Annotated in this window: 11 protein-coding genes; 4 read left to right on the forward strand and 7 right to left on the reverse strand. The window is 71.8% G+C overall.

The window, feature by feature from the left end; genetic code table 11:
- Nucleotides 1-204: 204 nt before the first annotated feature.
- The 3 genes from AB0C96_RS28665 to AB0C96_RS28675 all read right to left on the reverse strand — a co-directional run bounded on the left by AB0C96_RS28665 (nucleotide 205) and on the right by AB0C96_RS28675 (nucleotide 2,453).
- Nucleotides 205-525: a cupin domain-containing protein gene (locus tag AB0C96_RS28665; RefSeq protein WP_362921325.1), complete on the reverse strand. Its 321-nt coding sequence runs from the start codon at nucleotides 523-525 to the stop codon at nucleotides 205-207.
- 188 nt (nucleotides 526-713) lie between these two features.
- The gene (coaE, locus tag AB0C96_RS28670; RefSeq protein ID WP_362921194.1) at nucleotides 714-1,304 is read right to left on the reverse strand and encodes a dephospho-CoA kinase; all 591 of its coding nucleotides are present in this window, start codon (nucleotides 1,302-1,304) and stop codon (nucleotides 714-716) included.
- Between the two features lie 195 nt (nucleotides 1,305-1,499).
- Nucleotides 1,500-2,453 (reverse strand): PAC2 family protein, encoded by a 954-nt coding sequence (locus tag AB0C96_RS28675; RefSeq protein ID WP_362921196.1) that lies wholly within the window; start codon nucleotides 2,451-2,453, stop codon nucleotides 1,500-1,502.
- 341 nt (nucleotides 2,454-2,794) lie between these two features.
- On the opposite strand from AB0C96_RS28675, the gene AB0C96_RS28680 reads away from it, so the two are divergent.
- Nucleotides 2,795-3,226, forward strand: a complete 432-nt coding sequence (locus AB0C96_RS28680; RefSeq protein WP_362921198.1) for a hypothetical protein — start codon at nucleotides 2,795-2,797, stop codon at nucleotides 3,224-3,226.
- A 254-nt stretch (nucleotides 3,227-3,480) separates the two neighbouring features.
- On the opposite strand, the gene rpsA is transcribed toward AB0C96_RS28680, so the two are convergent.
- Nucleotides 3,481-4,995: a 30S ribosomal protein S1 gene (gene rpsA, locus AB0C96_RS28685; RefSeq protein ID WP_362921199.1), complete on the reverse strand. Its 1,515-nt coding sequence runs from the start codon at nucleotides 4,993-4,995 to the stop codon at nucleotides 3,481-3,483.
- 374 nt (nucleotides 4,996-5,369) lie between these two features.
- Between rpsA and AB0C96_RS28690 the strand changes: the two genes are divergently transcribed.
- Entirely contained in the window at nucleotides 5,370-6,194 is an 825-nt protein-coding gene (locus AB0C96_RS28690; protein WP_362921201.1) for a class I SAM-dependent methyltransferase, read from the forward strand.
- Between the two features lie 143 nt (nucleotides 6,195-6,337).
- Nucleotides 6,338-8,968, forward strand: a complete 2,631-nt coding sequence (hrpB, locus tag AB0C96_RS28695) for an ATP-dependent helicase HrpB (protein ID WP_362921203.1) — start codon at nucleotides 6,338-6,340, stop codon at nucleotides 8,966-8,968.
- Between the two features lie 360 nt (nucleotides 8,969-9,328).
- On the opposite strand, the gene AB0C96_RS28700 is transcribed toward hrpB, so the two are convergent.
- The 3 genes from AB0C96_RS28700 to AB0C96_RS28710 all read right to left on the reverse strand — a co-directional run bounded on the left by AB0C96_RS28700 (nucleotide 9,329) and on the right by AB0C96_RS28710 (nucleotide 12,832).
- Complete coding sequence (locus tag AB0C96_RS28700; protein WP_362921205.1) at nucleotides 9,329-10,348, reverse strand: DUF3068 domain-containing protein; 1,020 nt, start codon at nucleotides 10,346-10,348, stop codon at nucleotides 9,329-9,331.
- 18 nt (nucleotides 10,349-10,366) lie between these two features.
- Nucleotides 10,367-10,501: an SPW_0924 family protein gene (locus AB0C96_RS28705; RefSeq protein ID WP_362921207.1), complete on the reverse strand. Its 135-nt coding sequence runs from the start codon at nucleotides 10,499-10,501 to the stop codon at nucleotides 10,367-10,369.
- A 543-nt stretch (nucleotides 10,502-11,044) separates the two neighbouring features.
- Complete coding sequence (locus AB0C96_RS28710; protein WP_362921209.1) at nucleotides 11,045-12,832, reverse strand: lytic transglycosylase; 1,788 nt, start codon at nucleotides 12,830-12,832, stop codon at nucleotides 11,045-11,047.
- A gap of 150 nt (nucleotides 12,833-12,982) precedes the next feature.
- On the opposite strand from AB0C96_RS28710, the gene AB0C96_RS28715 reads away from it, so the two are divergent.
- The gene (locus tag AB0C96_RS28715) at nucleotides 12,983-13,906 is read left to right on the forward strand and encodes a DUF4184 family protein (RefSeq protein WP_362921210.1); all 924 of its coding nucleotides are present in this window, start codon (nucleotides 12,983-12,985) and stop codon (nucleotides 13,904-13,906) included.
- Nucleotides 13,907-13,922 lie beyond the last annotated feature (16 nt).

The following is a 13,922-nucleotide window of genomic DNA, read 5'->3' on the forward strand; positions in this document are numbered from 1 at the left end:
TTATTAAAACATCCACCCCCCCCCCGGGCCCCCCCCCCCCCCCCCGCGGTGGGTGGGGGGGGGGGGGGGGGGGGGGGGGGGGGGGGGGGGCCCCGGAGGAGGAGCACACCCACCCCGCCCCACCCTGCCCCCTCTCCCCACCACCGCCGAACGTCCCGCCCGCCACCCGCCCACGCACGCACGCACGCAAACAGCCCCAACGCCCTACATGCTGATGTGGTACGCCTTGCGCAGAGTCTCGTGCACGGTCCACCGCGTGCGGTCGCCCTCGCGGAGGACGCAGGCGTCGCCCGGGCCGACCTCAAGGACGGAGCCGCCCTCGACCTCGATCGTGGCACGGCCGCTGACCACCACGAACAGCTCGTTGGCCTCGGTGTCCGTCACCACCCCGGGCGTGATCTGCCAGATGCCGCGGATCTGCCGGCCGTCCGGAGACTCCCAGAGCACCTTGCCCGTGACCACCGGCTCCCCGGAGACGATCTGGGCGGGGTCCAGGGGGTCCGGCTCCAGATCGGCGTCCGCGATGCCGGGAATGTTCACCACGAACGAGGCAGGTGCCGAGGCGCCGTCGGACGTGGAGCCGGCCGCCGAGCCGGAGAGGTCGCCGGAGCCGGATGCGTGCTCCGGTGCGGAAGCGGGAGCGGGATCGCTGCCGGGAACGTTGCTGTCGAGGTCGGTAGCTGCTGTCATGGCGGCGAGGGTACCGCCCGGCCTCACACCTCCCGCAGGCGCTCCCACACAGCGCGGACCTGCGGCTCCAGGGCCTCCAGCGGGCCGTCGTTGTCGATCACGAGGTCCGCGACAGCCAGGCGCCGTTCACGGGTCGCCTGCGCCGCCATCCGGGCCTTCGCCTCGTCCTCCGCCATACCGCGCAGCCGCACGAGCCGGTCCAACTGGGTCTGCGGCGCGGCATCGACCACGACCACCAGGTCGTACAACGGCGCCAGGCCGTTCTCCGTCAGCAGGGGCACGTCGTGGACCACCACCGCGTCCGGTCCGGCAGCCGCTTCGAGTTCGGCCGACCGCGCGCCCACCAGCGGGTGCACGATCGCGTTCAGCGCCTTGAGCTTCTCGGCGTCGGCGAACACGATCGCGCCCAGTTTCGGCCGGTCCAGCGTGCCCTCGGGCGTCAGGACGCCGTCCCCGAACTCCTCGACCACCGCCGCCAGTCCGGGCGTCCCGGGTTCGACGACCTCGCGGGCAATCTTGTCCGCGTCCACGATCACCGCGCCGTACGACGCCAACAAGCGCGAAACCTCGCTCTTGCCCGCGCCGATTCCGCCCGTCAGCCCCACCTTCACCATGGGCCCACGCTATACGGTCCGTCGGGGTGGGCGGAGCACGGGAGGCCCGGAAGCCCGCCTCGTTCCACGCCCGCGCCAAGACCGGCGCCCACCCCGCTCCCCCTCGCCGGTGGTCGATTCCCCCCTCCAGCTCGGAGCCTCCCTCCAGTTCGGAGCCCCCCTCGGCTCGGAGCCTTCCCCGGCTCGGGGCCCCGTTCAGCGCCCGTCCGCGCGGCCGTCGCCCTCCCGCTCCGCCAGGAAGCGTTCGAATTCCCTGCCGATCTCGTCAGCCGACGGGAGTTCCACCGGCTCGGCCACCAGATTTCCCCGGGTCTCGGCGCCGGCCACCGCGTCGTACTGGTGCTCAAGCCCGCTGACCAGGGCGACCAACTCCTCGTCGCCCTCCGAGATCTGCCGCTCGATCTCCTCCTGGGTCCGCAGCGCCTCCGTGCGCAGCGCATGGGCCGCGGCGGGCAGCACCAGACCGGTCGCAGCCGTCACCGCCTCCAGGGCCGTCAGCGCGGCGTCCGGATATGCGGACCGGGCGATGTAGTGCGGCACGTGTGCAGCCACGCCCAGCACGTCATGTCCCGCCTCGGCCAGCCGGAACTCGATCAGCGCCTCTGCACTGCCCGGCACCTGGGCCTCGTCGAAGAAGCTGGCGTGCCCGGGCATCAGGTCGGTGCGGTTGCCGTGCGGGGTGAGGCCTACCGGGCGGGTGTGCGGGACCCCCATGGGGATACCGTGGAAGTTCACCGAGAGGCGTACGCCGAGCCGCTCCACTATCTGCTTCACGGCGGCCGCGAAGCGCTCCCACTCGACGTCCGGTTCGGGTCCGGACAGCAGCAGGAACGGCGCATCGGTGGTGTCGCGCACCAGCCGGAGCTCAATGCCCGGCGTTTCGTATGCGGTCCAGCGGTTGCGCTCGAAGGTGAGCAGCGGCCGGCGGGCCCGGTAGTCGACGAGGCGGTCGTGGTCGAAGCGGGCGACGACCTCGTTCGGCAGGCCGTCGAGCAGTCGCCGAACGATCTGGTCGCCGGTCTCGCCGGCGTCGATGTACCCGTCGAAGTGGTACAGCAGCACCAGTCCGGCGGAGTCCCTGGAGGCGAGCGCCTCGACCTCCGCGAGCCCGCTCGGCTCCCATGCGTACAAACTCTGGGGATCCAACACAGTGACCGCTCCTCCTCGTTCTCATGAACGGCAACGCACGATCATCCGCAGGCATTCCCGGCCCTGGATGCGCCCCGTCCCTTTCCGGACACGTTCCGTGCGGCCATGAGCGCTCCGCCCCACGCCCCTCGCCCACTCCCCCTCCCCGCCCACCGGCCGCCCTTTCCTCTCTCCAGACCTGCCGTTCAAGTGGATGAACGCAACTCCCTCACGAAGGAGCCTGGTTCGCCCCGCCACCCCCACCACCAGACCTCTTGACGCCCATAGCCCCCGGTTCTACCTTCACCCCGCGGAACACCGTCACATCCACACCCAACGTTCATATACAGGAAGAAAATTGGATGCGTATCCGCCGTTCCAGGCAGCCGCTCCACTCCCCCCACTCCCTCCGCCCTCACCGCCCCCGCCTGACAGGCCCCGGCGCCGCCCTACTGGGGGCGGCCGCCCTCCTCCCACTGGCCGCATCGGCCACGGCCACCACCGGAAGCGCCCCGCCCGCCGCACCCACCCGGGTCGTCGACCTCTCGACGGCCGCGCAGCTCAAGGACGCCCTCGCCGCAGCCAGGCCGGGTGACCGGATTCAACTCGCCGACGGCACGTACCACGGCAACTTCACGACCGCGGCCGCCGGCACCGCCTCGTCCCGGATCACGCTGACCGGCTCCTCCCAGGCCGTACTGACCACGAGCGGCGGCTACGGGCTGTATCTGAACGGCGCCCCCTACTGGACCGTCCAGGGCATCGCCGTCACCGGGGCCAGAAAGGGATCATGATGGACGCCTCCGACGGCGTCGTCCGATCTGAGCGGCGCCACCGGATCCGGCCGCTACGGATTCAATATCACCAACTACGACGCCTCCGGCTGCCCGGTGACCATCACGGGCGACAACACGGTCTCCGGCGGGCGCGGCGTCGCCAATCCGGGCGTTCCGGTGGGCTCACGCGCTGCGCCTCCCGGACACGCCGAAGGCCCGCTCCCCTGAGGGAACGGGCCTTCGTCGATCAGCTACTGCCTACCGGCGCGAGCTCAGCTCTGGCCGCCGGCCAGCTTCTCGCGGAGCGCGGCGAGCGCCTCGTCCGACGCCAGGGCGCCGGAGTTGTCCGCCGACTCCGAGGAGTACGAGCCGCCACCGGCGTTGCCGCCGCCGTTGCCGCCGCCCTGGGCCGCCGGCGCCGCAGCGCCCTCGGCCGCAGCCTGCTCGTCGGCCTCGCGGGACTTGATGACCTGCGCCTGGTGCTGCTCGAAGCGCTGCTGGGCCTCGGCGTACTGCTGCTCCCAGGCCTCGCGCTGGGCCTCGTAGCCCTCCAGCCAGTCGTTGGTCTCCGGGTCGAAGCCCTCGGGGTAGATGTAGTTGCCCTGGTCGTCGTAGGACGCGGCCATGCCGTACAGGGTCGGGTCGAACTCGACCGCCGACGGGTCGGCACCGAAGGACTCGTTGGCCTGCTTCAGCGAGAGGCTGATGCGGCGGCGCTCGAGGTCGATGTCGATGACCTTGACGAAGATCTCGTCGTTGACCTGGACGACCTGCTCCGGGATCTCGACGTGGCGCTCGGCCAGCTCCGAGATGTGGACCAGGCCCTCGATGCCCTCGTCGACGCGCACGAACGCACCGAAGGGAACGAGCTTGGTGACCTTACCCGGGACGACCTGACCGATCTGGTGGGTCCGGGCGAACTGCTGCCACGGGTCTTCCTGGGTCGCCTTGAGCGACAGGGACACGCGCTCGCGGTCCATGTCGACGTCCAGGACCTCGACCGTGACCTCCTGGCCGACCTCGACGACCTCGGACGGGTGGTCGATGTGCTTCCAGGACAGCTCGGAGACGTGGACCAGACCGTCGACGCCACCCAGGTCCACGAAGGCACCGAAGTTGACGATGGAGGAGACGACGCCGGAGCGCACCTGGCCCTTCTGGAGGGTGGTGAGGAAGGTCTGGCGGACCTCGCTCTGGGTCTGCTCCAGCCAGGCACGGCGGGAAAGGACCACGTTGTTGCGGTTCTTGTCGAGCTCGATGATCTTGGCTTCGAGCTCCTTGCCCACGTAGGGCTGCAGGTCGCGGACGCGGCGCATCTCGACCAGGGAGGCGGGGAGGAAGCCGCGGAGGCCGATGTCGAGGATGAGACCACCCTTGACGACCTCGATGACGGTACCGGTGACGATGCCGTCCTCTTCCTTGATCTTCTCGATGGTGCCCCAGGCACGCTCGTACTGGGCGCGCTTCTTCGAGAGGATCAGGCGGCCTTCCTTGTCCTCCTTCTGGAGGACCAGGGCCTCGATCTCGTCACCGACGGCGACGACCTCGTTGGGGTCGACGTCGTGCTTGATCGAGAGCTCGCGGCTCGGGATGACGCCTTCGGTCTTGTAACCAATGTCGAGCAGGACCTCGTCCCGGTCGACCTTCACGATGACGCCGTCGACGATGTCGCCGTCGTTGAAGTACTTGATCGTCTCGTCGATCGCGGCGAGGAAGGCTTCCTCGTTACCGATGTCGTTGACCGCAACCTGCGGGGTGGTGGCGGTGGTCTCGGTGCTGCTCGTCATGTGGGAAAGGGCTCCGGTACGGACATTGAAGTCGTAGGTACTGCTACGCCGAGAGCCCGTATCGCCTCTGCATAAGCCGGACAGTGTCAGAGACGCCTTGATCGGAAGCCCGTAAATGCCGGAGCATTCGGGACGACCGAAACGCCTCAAAACCGAGGGGTACATACAGATGCGAGCGCGGCCTGCTCCGTCTGAGGCGCGCAAGCCCGCAGCGCAACTTGTAGCATACGGGGGCAGCCGGACACGGTCAATGCGCGAACGCGCACACCCGGGACGGAACGCCCCAAAAACGGCACACGCGATGTTCCGCGAGGTCGTACGGCCTCACAGTCCCTGCAGCGACAAGCACAGCGAAGACTACGACGACAGGCGCGATGAACCAAGACCACGAGCCGGAAGCGACCCGCCGTGACGCCTCCGACACCGAAAGCAGCCGCGCCAACCGGGGCTGGTGGGACCGCAACGCCGACGAGTACCAGAGCGAGCACGGCGCGTTCCTCGGGGACGACCGGTTCGTCTGGGGACCGGAGGGACTCGACGAGGCGGACGCCGCGCTGCTCGGCCCGACCACCGAGCTGAAGGGCCGACGCATCCTGGAGATCGGGGCCGGCGCGGCGCAGTGCTCCCGCTGGCTGGCCGCCCAGGGCGCGCTCCCGGTGGCGCTCGACATCTCCCACCGCCAGCTTCAGCACGCCCTGCGGATCGCCGACACCACGACGGACGAGGTGACCGAGCTGGTGGAGGCGGACGCCGGGGCGCTGCCGTTCCGGGACGGCAGCTTCGACCTGGCCTGCTCCGCGTACGGTGCGCTGCCGTTCGTCGCCGATCCGGTACGGGTGCTGCACGAGGTCCGGCGAGTGCTGCGGCCCGGCGGACGGTTCGTCTTCTCGGTGACCCACCCCATCCGGTGGGCCTTCCCCGACGAACCCGGCCCCGAGGGGCTCTCCGTGGCGGCCTCCTACTTCGACCGCATGCCGTACGTCGAGCAGGACGAGACCGGCCGGGCGGTGTACGTCGAGCACCACCGGACGCTCGGTGACCGCGTACGGGACGTGGTGGCGGCCGGATTCCGGCTCGTGGACCTCGTCGAGCCCGAGTGGCCGGCATGGAACACGCAGGAATGGGGCGGCTGGTCCCCGCTGCGCGGACACCTCATCCCGGGAACCGCGATCTTCGTGTGCGAGCGCACGGACGCCTGAACCCGAGACGGCGCCCCCCGCAAGCTTGGGCGGAGGCCCGAGGAGACGTGGCGAGCAGCCCGCGGTGGCGTGGTGACCGGCCCGCGGCAGCACCGCAGTGACAGCGGCACCGCACTGTCAGTGGCGGCCTGCACACTGGGGACGTGATCGCTCGTGACGCCCTCGCCCAGCTGCCCGTACGGACCGCCCTGCCCGCGCTGCGCGCCGCCCTCGACGAGGCCGGCAGCGCGGTGCTGTGTGCCCCGCCGGGCACCGGAAAGACGACCCTGGTGCCGCTGGACCTCGCGGGTCTGACCGGCGAGGGCCCGCGCCGGCGGGTGCTGGTCGCCGAGCCGCGACGGATCGCCGTCCGGGCCGCCGCCCGGCGGATGGCCTGGCTCCTCGGCGAGAAGACCGGCGAACAGGTCGGCTTCACGGTCCGTGGTGAGCGGCGGGCGGGACCGCGTACCACCGTGGAGGTGGTCACCACCGGAGTGCTGCTCCAGCGGCTGCAACGCGATCCGGAGCTGGCCGGTGTCGACGTCGTGGTGCTGGACGAGTGCCACGAACGGCATCTGGACGCCGACACCTCCGCGGCCTTCCTGCTGGACGTACGGGCGACGCTGCGGCCCGAGCTGCGACTGGTGGCCGCGTCGGCGACCACGGACGCCGAGGGGTGGGCAGGGCTGCTGGGCGGCACCGCCGGCCCGGCTCCGGTAGTGCAGGCGTCGGGCGTGTCGCATCCGGTGGACGCGGTCTGGGCACCGCCGGAGCGGCCGGTGCGGCCCGCGCACGGGATGCGGGTGGACCCCGCCCTGCTGAGCCATGTGGCGGGTGTGGTGCGGCGGGCGCTGCGCGAGCGGACGGGCGACGTGCTGTGCTTCCTGCCCGGCGTCGGGGAGATCGGGCGGGTCGCCGGGGAGCTGGCCGGGGTGGACGCCGACGTGCTCCAGGTGCACGGGCGGGCGCCGGCCGAGGTACAGGACGCGGTGCTGGCGGGCGGCGACGGAGTCCGGCGGGTGGTGCTGGCGACCTCGGTGGCGGAGTCGAGCCTGACCGTGCCGGGCGTGCGGGTGGTCGTCGACAGCGGACTGGCGCGGGTGCCGCGGATGGACCACGCACGGGGTCTGAGTGCGCTGACGACCGTACGGGCCTCCCGCGCGGCGGCCCGTCAGCGTGCGGGCCGGGCGGGTCGCGAGGCGCCGGGCGTGGTCTACCGGTGCTGGTCGGAGGGCGAGGACGGGCGGCTACCGGCGTTCCCCGAGCCGGAGATCAAGGTCGCCGATCTCACCGCGTTCGCCCTACAGGCGGCCTGCTGGGGCGATCCGGCCGCGAGCGGTCTGGCGCTGCTCGACGCCCCGCCCGCTGGTGCGCTGGCCGCGGCCCGGGAGGTGCTCACGGCGATCGGCGCGGTGGACCCGGACGGCCGGGCCACGGACCGGGGCACACGGATGGCACGGCTCGGCGTCCACCCCCGGCTGGCGCGCGCCCTGGTGGACGGCGCGGCCGAGGTCGGCGTACGGCGGGCCGCAGAGGTGGTCGCCCTCCTGAGCGAGGAGCCGCCACGGGCCTACGGGGACGACCTGGCGGCCGCCTGGCGCACGGCGCGCCGCGGTGGCGACGGCTACGCCGCCAGGTGGCGGCAGGAGGCACGACGGCTCGCCTCGGCGGGCCGCGAGCCGGGGGCGGACGGCGGCCGGAACGAGAGCGCGTCCGGCACCGGCGCCTCGGGTTCCGGTACCGGCGTCGGCGCAGGGGGCGGTGCGGACGCGGGCGCCACCGATGACGCCGTCGCCGGGCTGATCGCCGCGCTGGCGTTCCCGGAGCGCGTGGCGCGGGCCCGTGGCGCCGGGAGCTTTCTGATGGCATCCGGGACCGGTGCCGAGCTGGCGGGGGCCGGCGCGGGGCCCGGCGCCCGGGCCGGGGACGGTTCGCGACTGCGGGACGCCGGGTGGCTGGCCGTGGCGGTCGCGGACCGGCCGGTGGCGGCGGCATCGGCGCGGGTGCGGCTGGCGGCGGTGATCGATCAGGAGACCGCATGTGCGGCGGCACGGGCATTGTGCTCCTCGGGTGAGGAGGTGCACTGGGCAGACGGTGATGTGGTGGCCCGGACGGTGACCCGGCTGGGCGCGATCGAGGTGGCATCGCGCCCACTGACCGCCCCCGACCCGGCGCTGCTGCGCGATGCCGTGACGTCCGGGCTGCGGCGGGAGGGGCTCGGGCTGCTCCAGTGGCCGCCCGCCGCCGTGACGCTGCGGCAGCGGATGGCGTTCGCGCATCGGGCGTTGGGCGCGCCGTGGCCCGAGGTGTCGGACGCGGCGCTGCTGGAGCGGGTCGAGGACTGGCTGGGCGTGGAGCTGGGCCGGGCGCGGCGGCGGGCCGATCTGGAGCGGGTGGACGCGGGCCAGGCGCTGGCCCGGCTGCTTCCGTGGGCGACCGGCGACGCGGCCCGCTTCGACGAGCTGGTGCCGGAGCGGATCGAGGTACCGAGCGGTTCTCGGATACGCATCGACTACGGCGGCGAGCAGCCCGTGCTGGCCGTGAAGTTGCAGGAGCTGTTCGGCCTACAGGAGTCCCCGAAGGTGGCCGGCGGCCGGGTGCCCGTACTGGTGCATCTGCTCTCACCCGCGGGCCGCCCGGCCGCCGTCACGGCCGATCTCGCGTCCTTCTGGCGGGACGGATACCGGTCCGTGCGCGCGGAGCTGCGCGGCCGCTACCCCAAGCACCCCTGGCCGGAGGATCCGTCGACCGCCGAACCGACCCGCCACACCACCGCACGCCTCCAATGCGGCTGAAGCCCCACCTCACGGAAACCGAGCAACACGCGACAGCATCGGAGCACCGCACCCCCGCTGACGCTCCGGCACACACCAGGACCACGGACCACCCACCAGAACCGCCTCTACACGCACACCCCGTGACACGCACACCGCGCACACCCCGCTCGCAACCCCGACATGGACCCTTAGACCACCCCCGACACCCCCCTGAAATCACAGAACGTCACGCCCCGCAGGAACGAATTCACCGTCCGTAATCGTTGCCGGAAAAGAAGGAGGCACCACACGGCGAACGAGGCACCCCGCGGCAGAGGAGGCATCGCAAGAGGCACCTCATGGAAACGGAAGGGGAGGCATAGCAAGCAAGAGGAGGCATCACACGGCAGGCGTCGGCCGGGGCTGTGGTTCCGGGGCCGGGTCGGCGTTGACGGCACCGGGGCCGGGGCCGGAGCCGGGACGCCGACCACGGGCTTCCAGGTACAGGGACAGCGCCAGCAGCACGGCACCCAGGACCAGGAACCCCCAGGGGAGGTAGCGGGTGAGCAGCAGAACCAACTGGCGTTGAGAGGTGACGAGGGCCACGGTGGAGTCGACGTAGTCGTCACGCATCTTCACGTGGCCGGCGAACGCAGTGACTTTGCCGCCACCGGGCAGGAGGTCGCCACCCCGCAGCTCCTCCTTGTGGATCTCCTGGCCGTTGACCGGTGCACCGGTGACCGGGTCCACCCAGAACATCCGCTTGGTGGTGTACCAGCAGGTGGTGCCCATCTTCTCGACGGACTGCGGGGTGATGCCCTTGACGGGCATCTTCTTGGGCAACGGGACCTTGGTCCAGGGGATGGTCTGCTCGAAGTAGTAGACCTCCAGGCCGCGGAAGGTGCGGGTTCCCTTGTAGTGGATGGGGGCGGAGGTGCGGGTCTGGGCGTCGAAGTAGGTGTAGTCGCGCTTCTCGGTGAGGAACGGCCACTTGTACTCGATGCCCTCGCGGCGTACGGGGTCGCCGTCGACCATCTCGCCGGTGGCGTGCACGGGTTCCTGGGAGTGCGCGTCGAAGATGTAGCGCTCGGGGATTTCGGAGACCATCTTGCCGTCGGGGCCGGCGATGTAGGACAGGGCGTCCCAGACGACGACGTCGCGGCCGGCGGTCTTCTCGATGCGCTCGGATGCGGCGACGTCTCCCTTGAGGGTCTGGACGATCGTCACCTTGGGGACCTGCTTGGCCTTCATGGTGCCGTAGTCGATGAGGGTGGCGGGCCTGGCCTCCAGGACCATGTCCTGGTACTGGCTGGGCGGGATCTTGGCGAGCCTCGGGAAGGCGTACCACCGCATCAGCGGGGACAGCGCGGTGAAGAAGACGGCGAAGGCGAGCAGGACCAGGCTGGCTGTGCGGCGCATGGCGGGGGCGTCCCTCCCTCAGGGGTGCTTGGGGACGGTGGTCAGCAGCGGCTTGGGCGAGGTGGTGCCGCTGGGCGCGCCGATCGCGGTGAGTGTGAAGACGAGGGCGAGCGCCGCGGCCAGTCCGACCGCGGCTGCCGTGAGTGCACGCATGTCGGCCTCCCGTGAGCTGATACAGCGTCAGGCGGGGGCACCGTAGCAACGGGTGGCTGAGATGAGAACACGTTGCACCTGAGGACCCTGGGCGTCGGGTTTCCTGGTGACCCGTGGGCGGTGGGCGTTGCCCGGTGGGCGTGGGTGGTACCTGGTGGGCGTGGGCGGTACCCGGCGGGCCGAGGGGGGCGTTGCCCGGTGGGTGTAGGTGGTACCCGGTGGGCGGGGCAGTTGGGCAATACCTGTTGGCGGTGGGTGTTGGGTGTTGGGGGTTGGGTGTCAGCGGTTGGGGGTTGGGTGTATGAGCGTTGGGGGCTACCCGTTGTCCCGTTGCCTGGTCGTCTCGTTTCGTTGTGCCCGAGTCTCTTTGCCCCGCCGGCTCCTTTGGCCCGTCGGCTCCTTTGACCCGTCGGCTCCTTTGACCCGTCGGCTCCTTTGGACTGTTGTCGCATTGGGGCGCTGGGGGTGGTTCACGGTGTGCCGCCGCCGTCCGGCCTGGTGGTGGCGGGACGGCGGCGGGTGTGGGTGGATGGTGGGGGCAGGTCAGGGGTTGGCTGGGGCGGCGACCTTGAGGTGGATGGTGAGGGTGGTGCCGTCGGCGGTGGTCAGTCGCAGCAGGAACGTCCCGGTGTGGGTGTCCGTGTAGATCTTGGGGAGTTTGAGCAGGCCGTTGGCGTCCGTGGTGAGGCCGGTGAGGGTGCGGACCGGCTCGTCCTTCTTGTCGTCGTCGGTGGCCTGGGGGTCCTTGAAGTAGGGGCCCTGGTCGTCGGTGACCATGGTCGCGGTGATCGGCACGCCCGCGACGTCCTTGCCCTGGTACGTGGCCTTGATCTCGACGGCGTCCTCCGCGAAGGCCTGGCCGGCGGTCGCCGTGAGCTCCTTGTCCGATGTGCGGGCGAGTTGGTCGACCTTGGGCGCCGGCTTGGGCTCGACGGTGGCGTCGAAGCTGACGGCGGGTGCGGTGCGGTCGGTTCGGTCGGTGCGGTCGACGGCGGTGGCACGGAGGGTGAAGGTGCCGGTCGTGTCGCCTGCGTGCAGTGTGGGCGCGGTGGCCAGGCCGTCCTTGCCGGTGGTGACGGTGACGGCGGTGGCGCCGCCGGCGAAGCGGGCGTCGGTGGCCGGCGGGAGGGTGAAGCGGACGGGGGCGCCGGCGACCGGCTTGCCGGCGGCGTCCTCGGCGCGCACCTGGGGTGCGGTGGCGAAGTCCGTGCCGGCGGTGGCGGTCAGGCGCTGGTCGCCGATCCGCTGGAGGGTGGTGCGGGGGGCGGTTGGCGTGGGCGGTTTGGGGGTGGGCGGTTTGGGGGTGGGCCGGTGGGTGTCGGGCGTACGGCCGTTGCCCGGCTCGTGTGGCGTGGTGGGCGCCTTCGGGCGTGTCTTGCCGGGGCGGGGCTGGGTGCCGGGCGTGTTGCCCGTGCCGCGGCCGCGGTCCGTGCGGCTGTCGGTGCGGCCCTTGCCGTGGCTGTCGTCTCCGGTGGTGGCGTGGTGGCGTCCGCCGTTGTGATGGACGGGAAGTACGCCCTTGCCGTCGGGCACCTGGTGGGTGCCGTGACGGTAGAAGGCGTACCAAGACAGCACGGTGCGCAGGTAGTCCTCGGAGTCGTTGTAGCCGAGGATCGCCCGGTCCAGGTCTTGTGGGGTTGCGAGGTCGCGGCCGCCGGCGCAGAGGTAGTGGCCGGCCGCGAGTGCCGCGTCGAAGACGTTGTTGGGGTCTTTCTTGCCGTCGCCGTTGCCGTCGGCGCCCCAGCCGGTGCCAAGGGGGCCGCCCTGGGACCAGGTGGAGGGGATGAACTGCATGGGGCCGACGGCGCGGTCGTGGGTGAGGTCGCCGTCGTAGCGGCCGCCGTCGGTGTCGAGGATGCGGGCGAAGCCGTGGCCGTTGAGTTGGGGGCCGAGGATCGGTTGGAGGGTGGTGCCGTCGGCGTCGACGGCTCCGCCGCGGGCCTGGCCGGATTCGACCTTGCCGATGCCGGCGAGCAGTTGCCAGGGGAGGCGGCAGCCGGGGTCGGAGGTGTCGATGCTGGAGGCGGCGTTCTTGTATGCGGCGAGGAGGGTGGCGGGGATGCCGGCCTCGGTGGGGCCGATGCGGCTGTTGGTGCGGGGGTGGTGGGAGTCGTGTGGTGGTGCGGGGCGTTTGGCGGGCGGCAGGTCGGTGTAGAAGGCCGATCCGCCGTCGATGGGGGTGTCGACGGGGGGCGGGGTGGGGTGTTGTTCCTCGGCGGCGCTCCGGGTGGCTGCGGGTGATTGAGAGGCCGTCAGGGCGGCGAGCACCAGGGCCACCACGGCCGACGAGGCCGCTCCCCTTTGGAGACGCCTTCGGAATGTGGCTGCCATGTGTGGTCCCCTCCGCGTTGACCCGTCGCGTTGTTGACGCGGTATCGCGCTCCCCGGCGCTCCAACTCAGGCGACACTACGACAACTCGGGCCAGTCATCTACCACCCTCATCGGACACATAATGTTCCGAATCGATCGAGGAGGGGACGATGCCGTTCACGCTCAGCCATGCCGCGGCGGTGCTGCCGGTCGTGCGGCGGACCGGTGCGGCGCGTGGTCCGCTGGTTGCGTCGGCGCTGGTGGCGGGGTCGTTCGCGCCGGACGTGACGTATTACGCGGATTCGATGGTGCCGGGCGGGATGGCGTTCGGGGCGTTCACGCATGCGCTGTGGGGCGTGCTGACGGTGGATGTGGTGGTCACCGTGGCGCTCGTGGCCGGCTGGTTGTGGGTGCGCGAGCCGTTGCTGGCGTTGTTGCCCCGGGCGTGGCGGGGGCGGGTGGGGGCGTTGCTGCGGGGTCGGCCCTGGCGGCCGCGGGGGGCTGGTGGTGTCGCGGCGTTGGTGGGCTGGTTCGTGGTGTCCGCGGTGCTCGGGTCGGCGACCCATGTGGTGTGGGATGCCTTCACCCATGCGGGGCGTTGGGGGACGCGGCTGGTTCCGGGGCTGGGCGGGGTGGTGGCGGGGGTGCCGGTGGCGGCGTATGTGCAGTACGGCACGTCGGCGGTGGCGTTGGGGGCGTTGGGGTGGTTCGTGGGGTCGGCGCTGCGGGGCGGGCGGGCCGGTGGTGGGGCGCCGGTGGGCGTGTCAGGGCCGGGCGCCGTGCCGTCGTTGACGGTGGGGGTGCGGCTGTTGCTGACCGTGCCGGTGGGGCTGTGTGTGTTGCTGGGGGCGGTGCAGCGCGTGGTGCGGGCGTACGGGGAGTACGGCGGCGCGGTGGGGTGGTTCAGCTATCTTCCGACGGCGCTGTTCGGTGCGGGTGCGGGCCTCGGTGTGGGGCTGTTGCTGTACGGGGCGGCCGTGCGGCTGCTGGTGTGGCGGGCGGGCCGGGGCCGGTGTGCGGCGGGGGTGGCGGTGGGCTCGTCGGCAGCCGGTGCGGCGGCGGGCGCGTCGGCGGTGTCGTCCACCGCCGACTGAGCCGCGCCGCCGCGTG

Origin of the sequence: Streptomyces sp. NPDC048506 (genome assembly GCF_040651315.1) — a bacterium.
In the GTDB taxonomy this organism is placed as follows: Bacteria; Actinomycetota; Actinomycetes; order Streptomycetales; family Streptomycetaceae; genus Streptomyces.

Excerpts from the sequence above, each read along its gene's own strand:
- coaE (WP_362921194.1), bottom strand. The coding sequence starts at position 1,304 with ATGGTGAAGGTGGGGCTGACGGGCGGAATCGGCGCGGGCAAGAGCGAG.
- AB0C96_RS28680 (WP_362921198.1), top strand. The coding sequence starts at position 2,795 with ATGCGTATCCGCCGTTCCAGGCAGCCGCTCCACTCCCCCCACTCCCTC.
- rpsA (WP_362921199.1), bottom strand. The coding sequence starts at position 4,995 with ATGACGAGCAGCACCGAGACCACCGCCACCACCCCGCAGGTTGCGGTC.
- AB0C96_RS28690 (WP_362921201.1), top strand. The coding sequence starts at position 5,370 with ATGAACCAAGACCACGAGCCGGAAGCGACCCGCCGTGACGCCTCCGAC.
- AB0C96_RS28700 (WP_362921205.1), bottom strand. The coding sequence starts at position 10,348 with ATGCGCCGCACAGCCAGCCTGGTCCTGCTCGCCTTCGCCGTCTTCTTC.
- AB0C96_RS28705 (WP_362921207.1), bottom strand. The coding sequence starts at position 10,501 with ATGCGTGCACTCACGGCAGCCGCGGTCGGACTGGCCGCGGCGCTCGCC.
- AB0C96_RS28710 (WP_362921209.1), bottom strand. The coding sequence starts at position 12,832 with ATGGCAGCCACATTCCGAAGGCGTCTCCAAAGGGGAGCGGCCTCGTCG.
- AB0C96_RS28715 (WP_362921210.1), top strand. The coding sequence starts at position 12,983 with ATGCCGTTCACGCTCAGCCATGCCGCGGCGGTGCTGCCGGTCGTGCGG.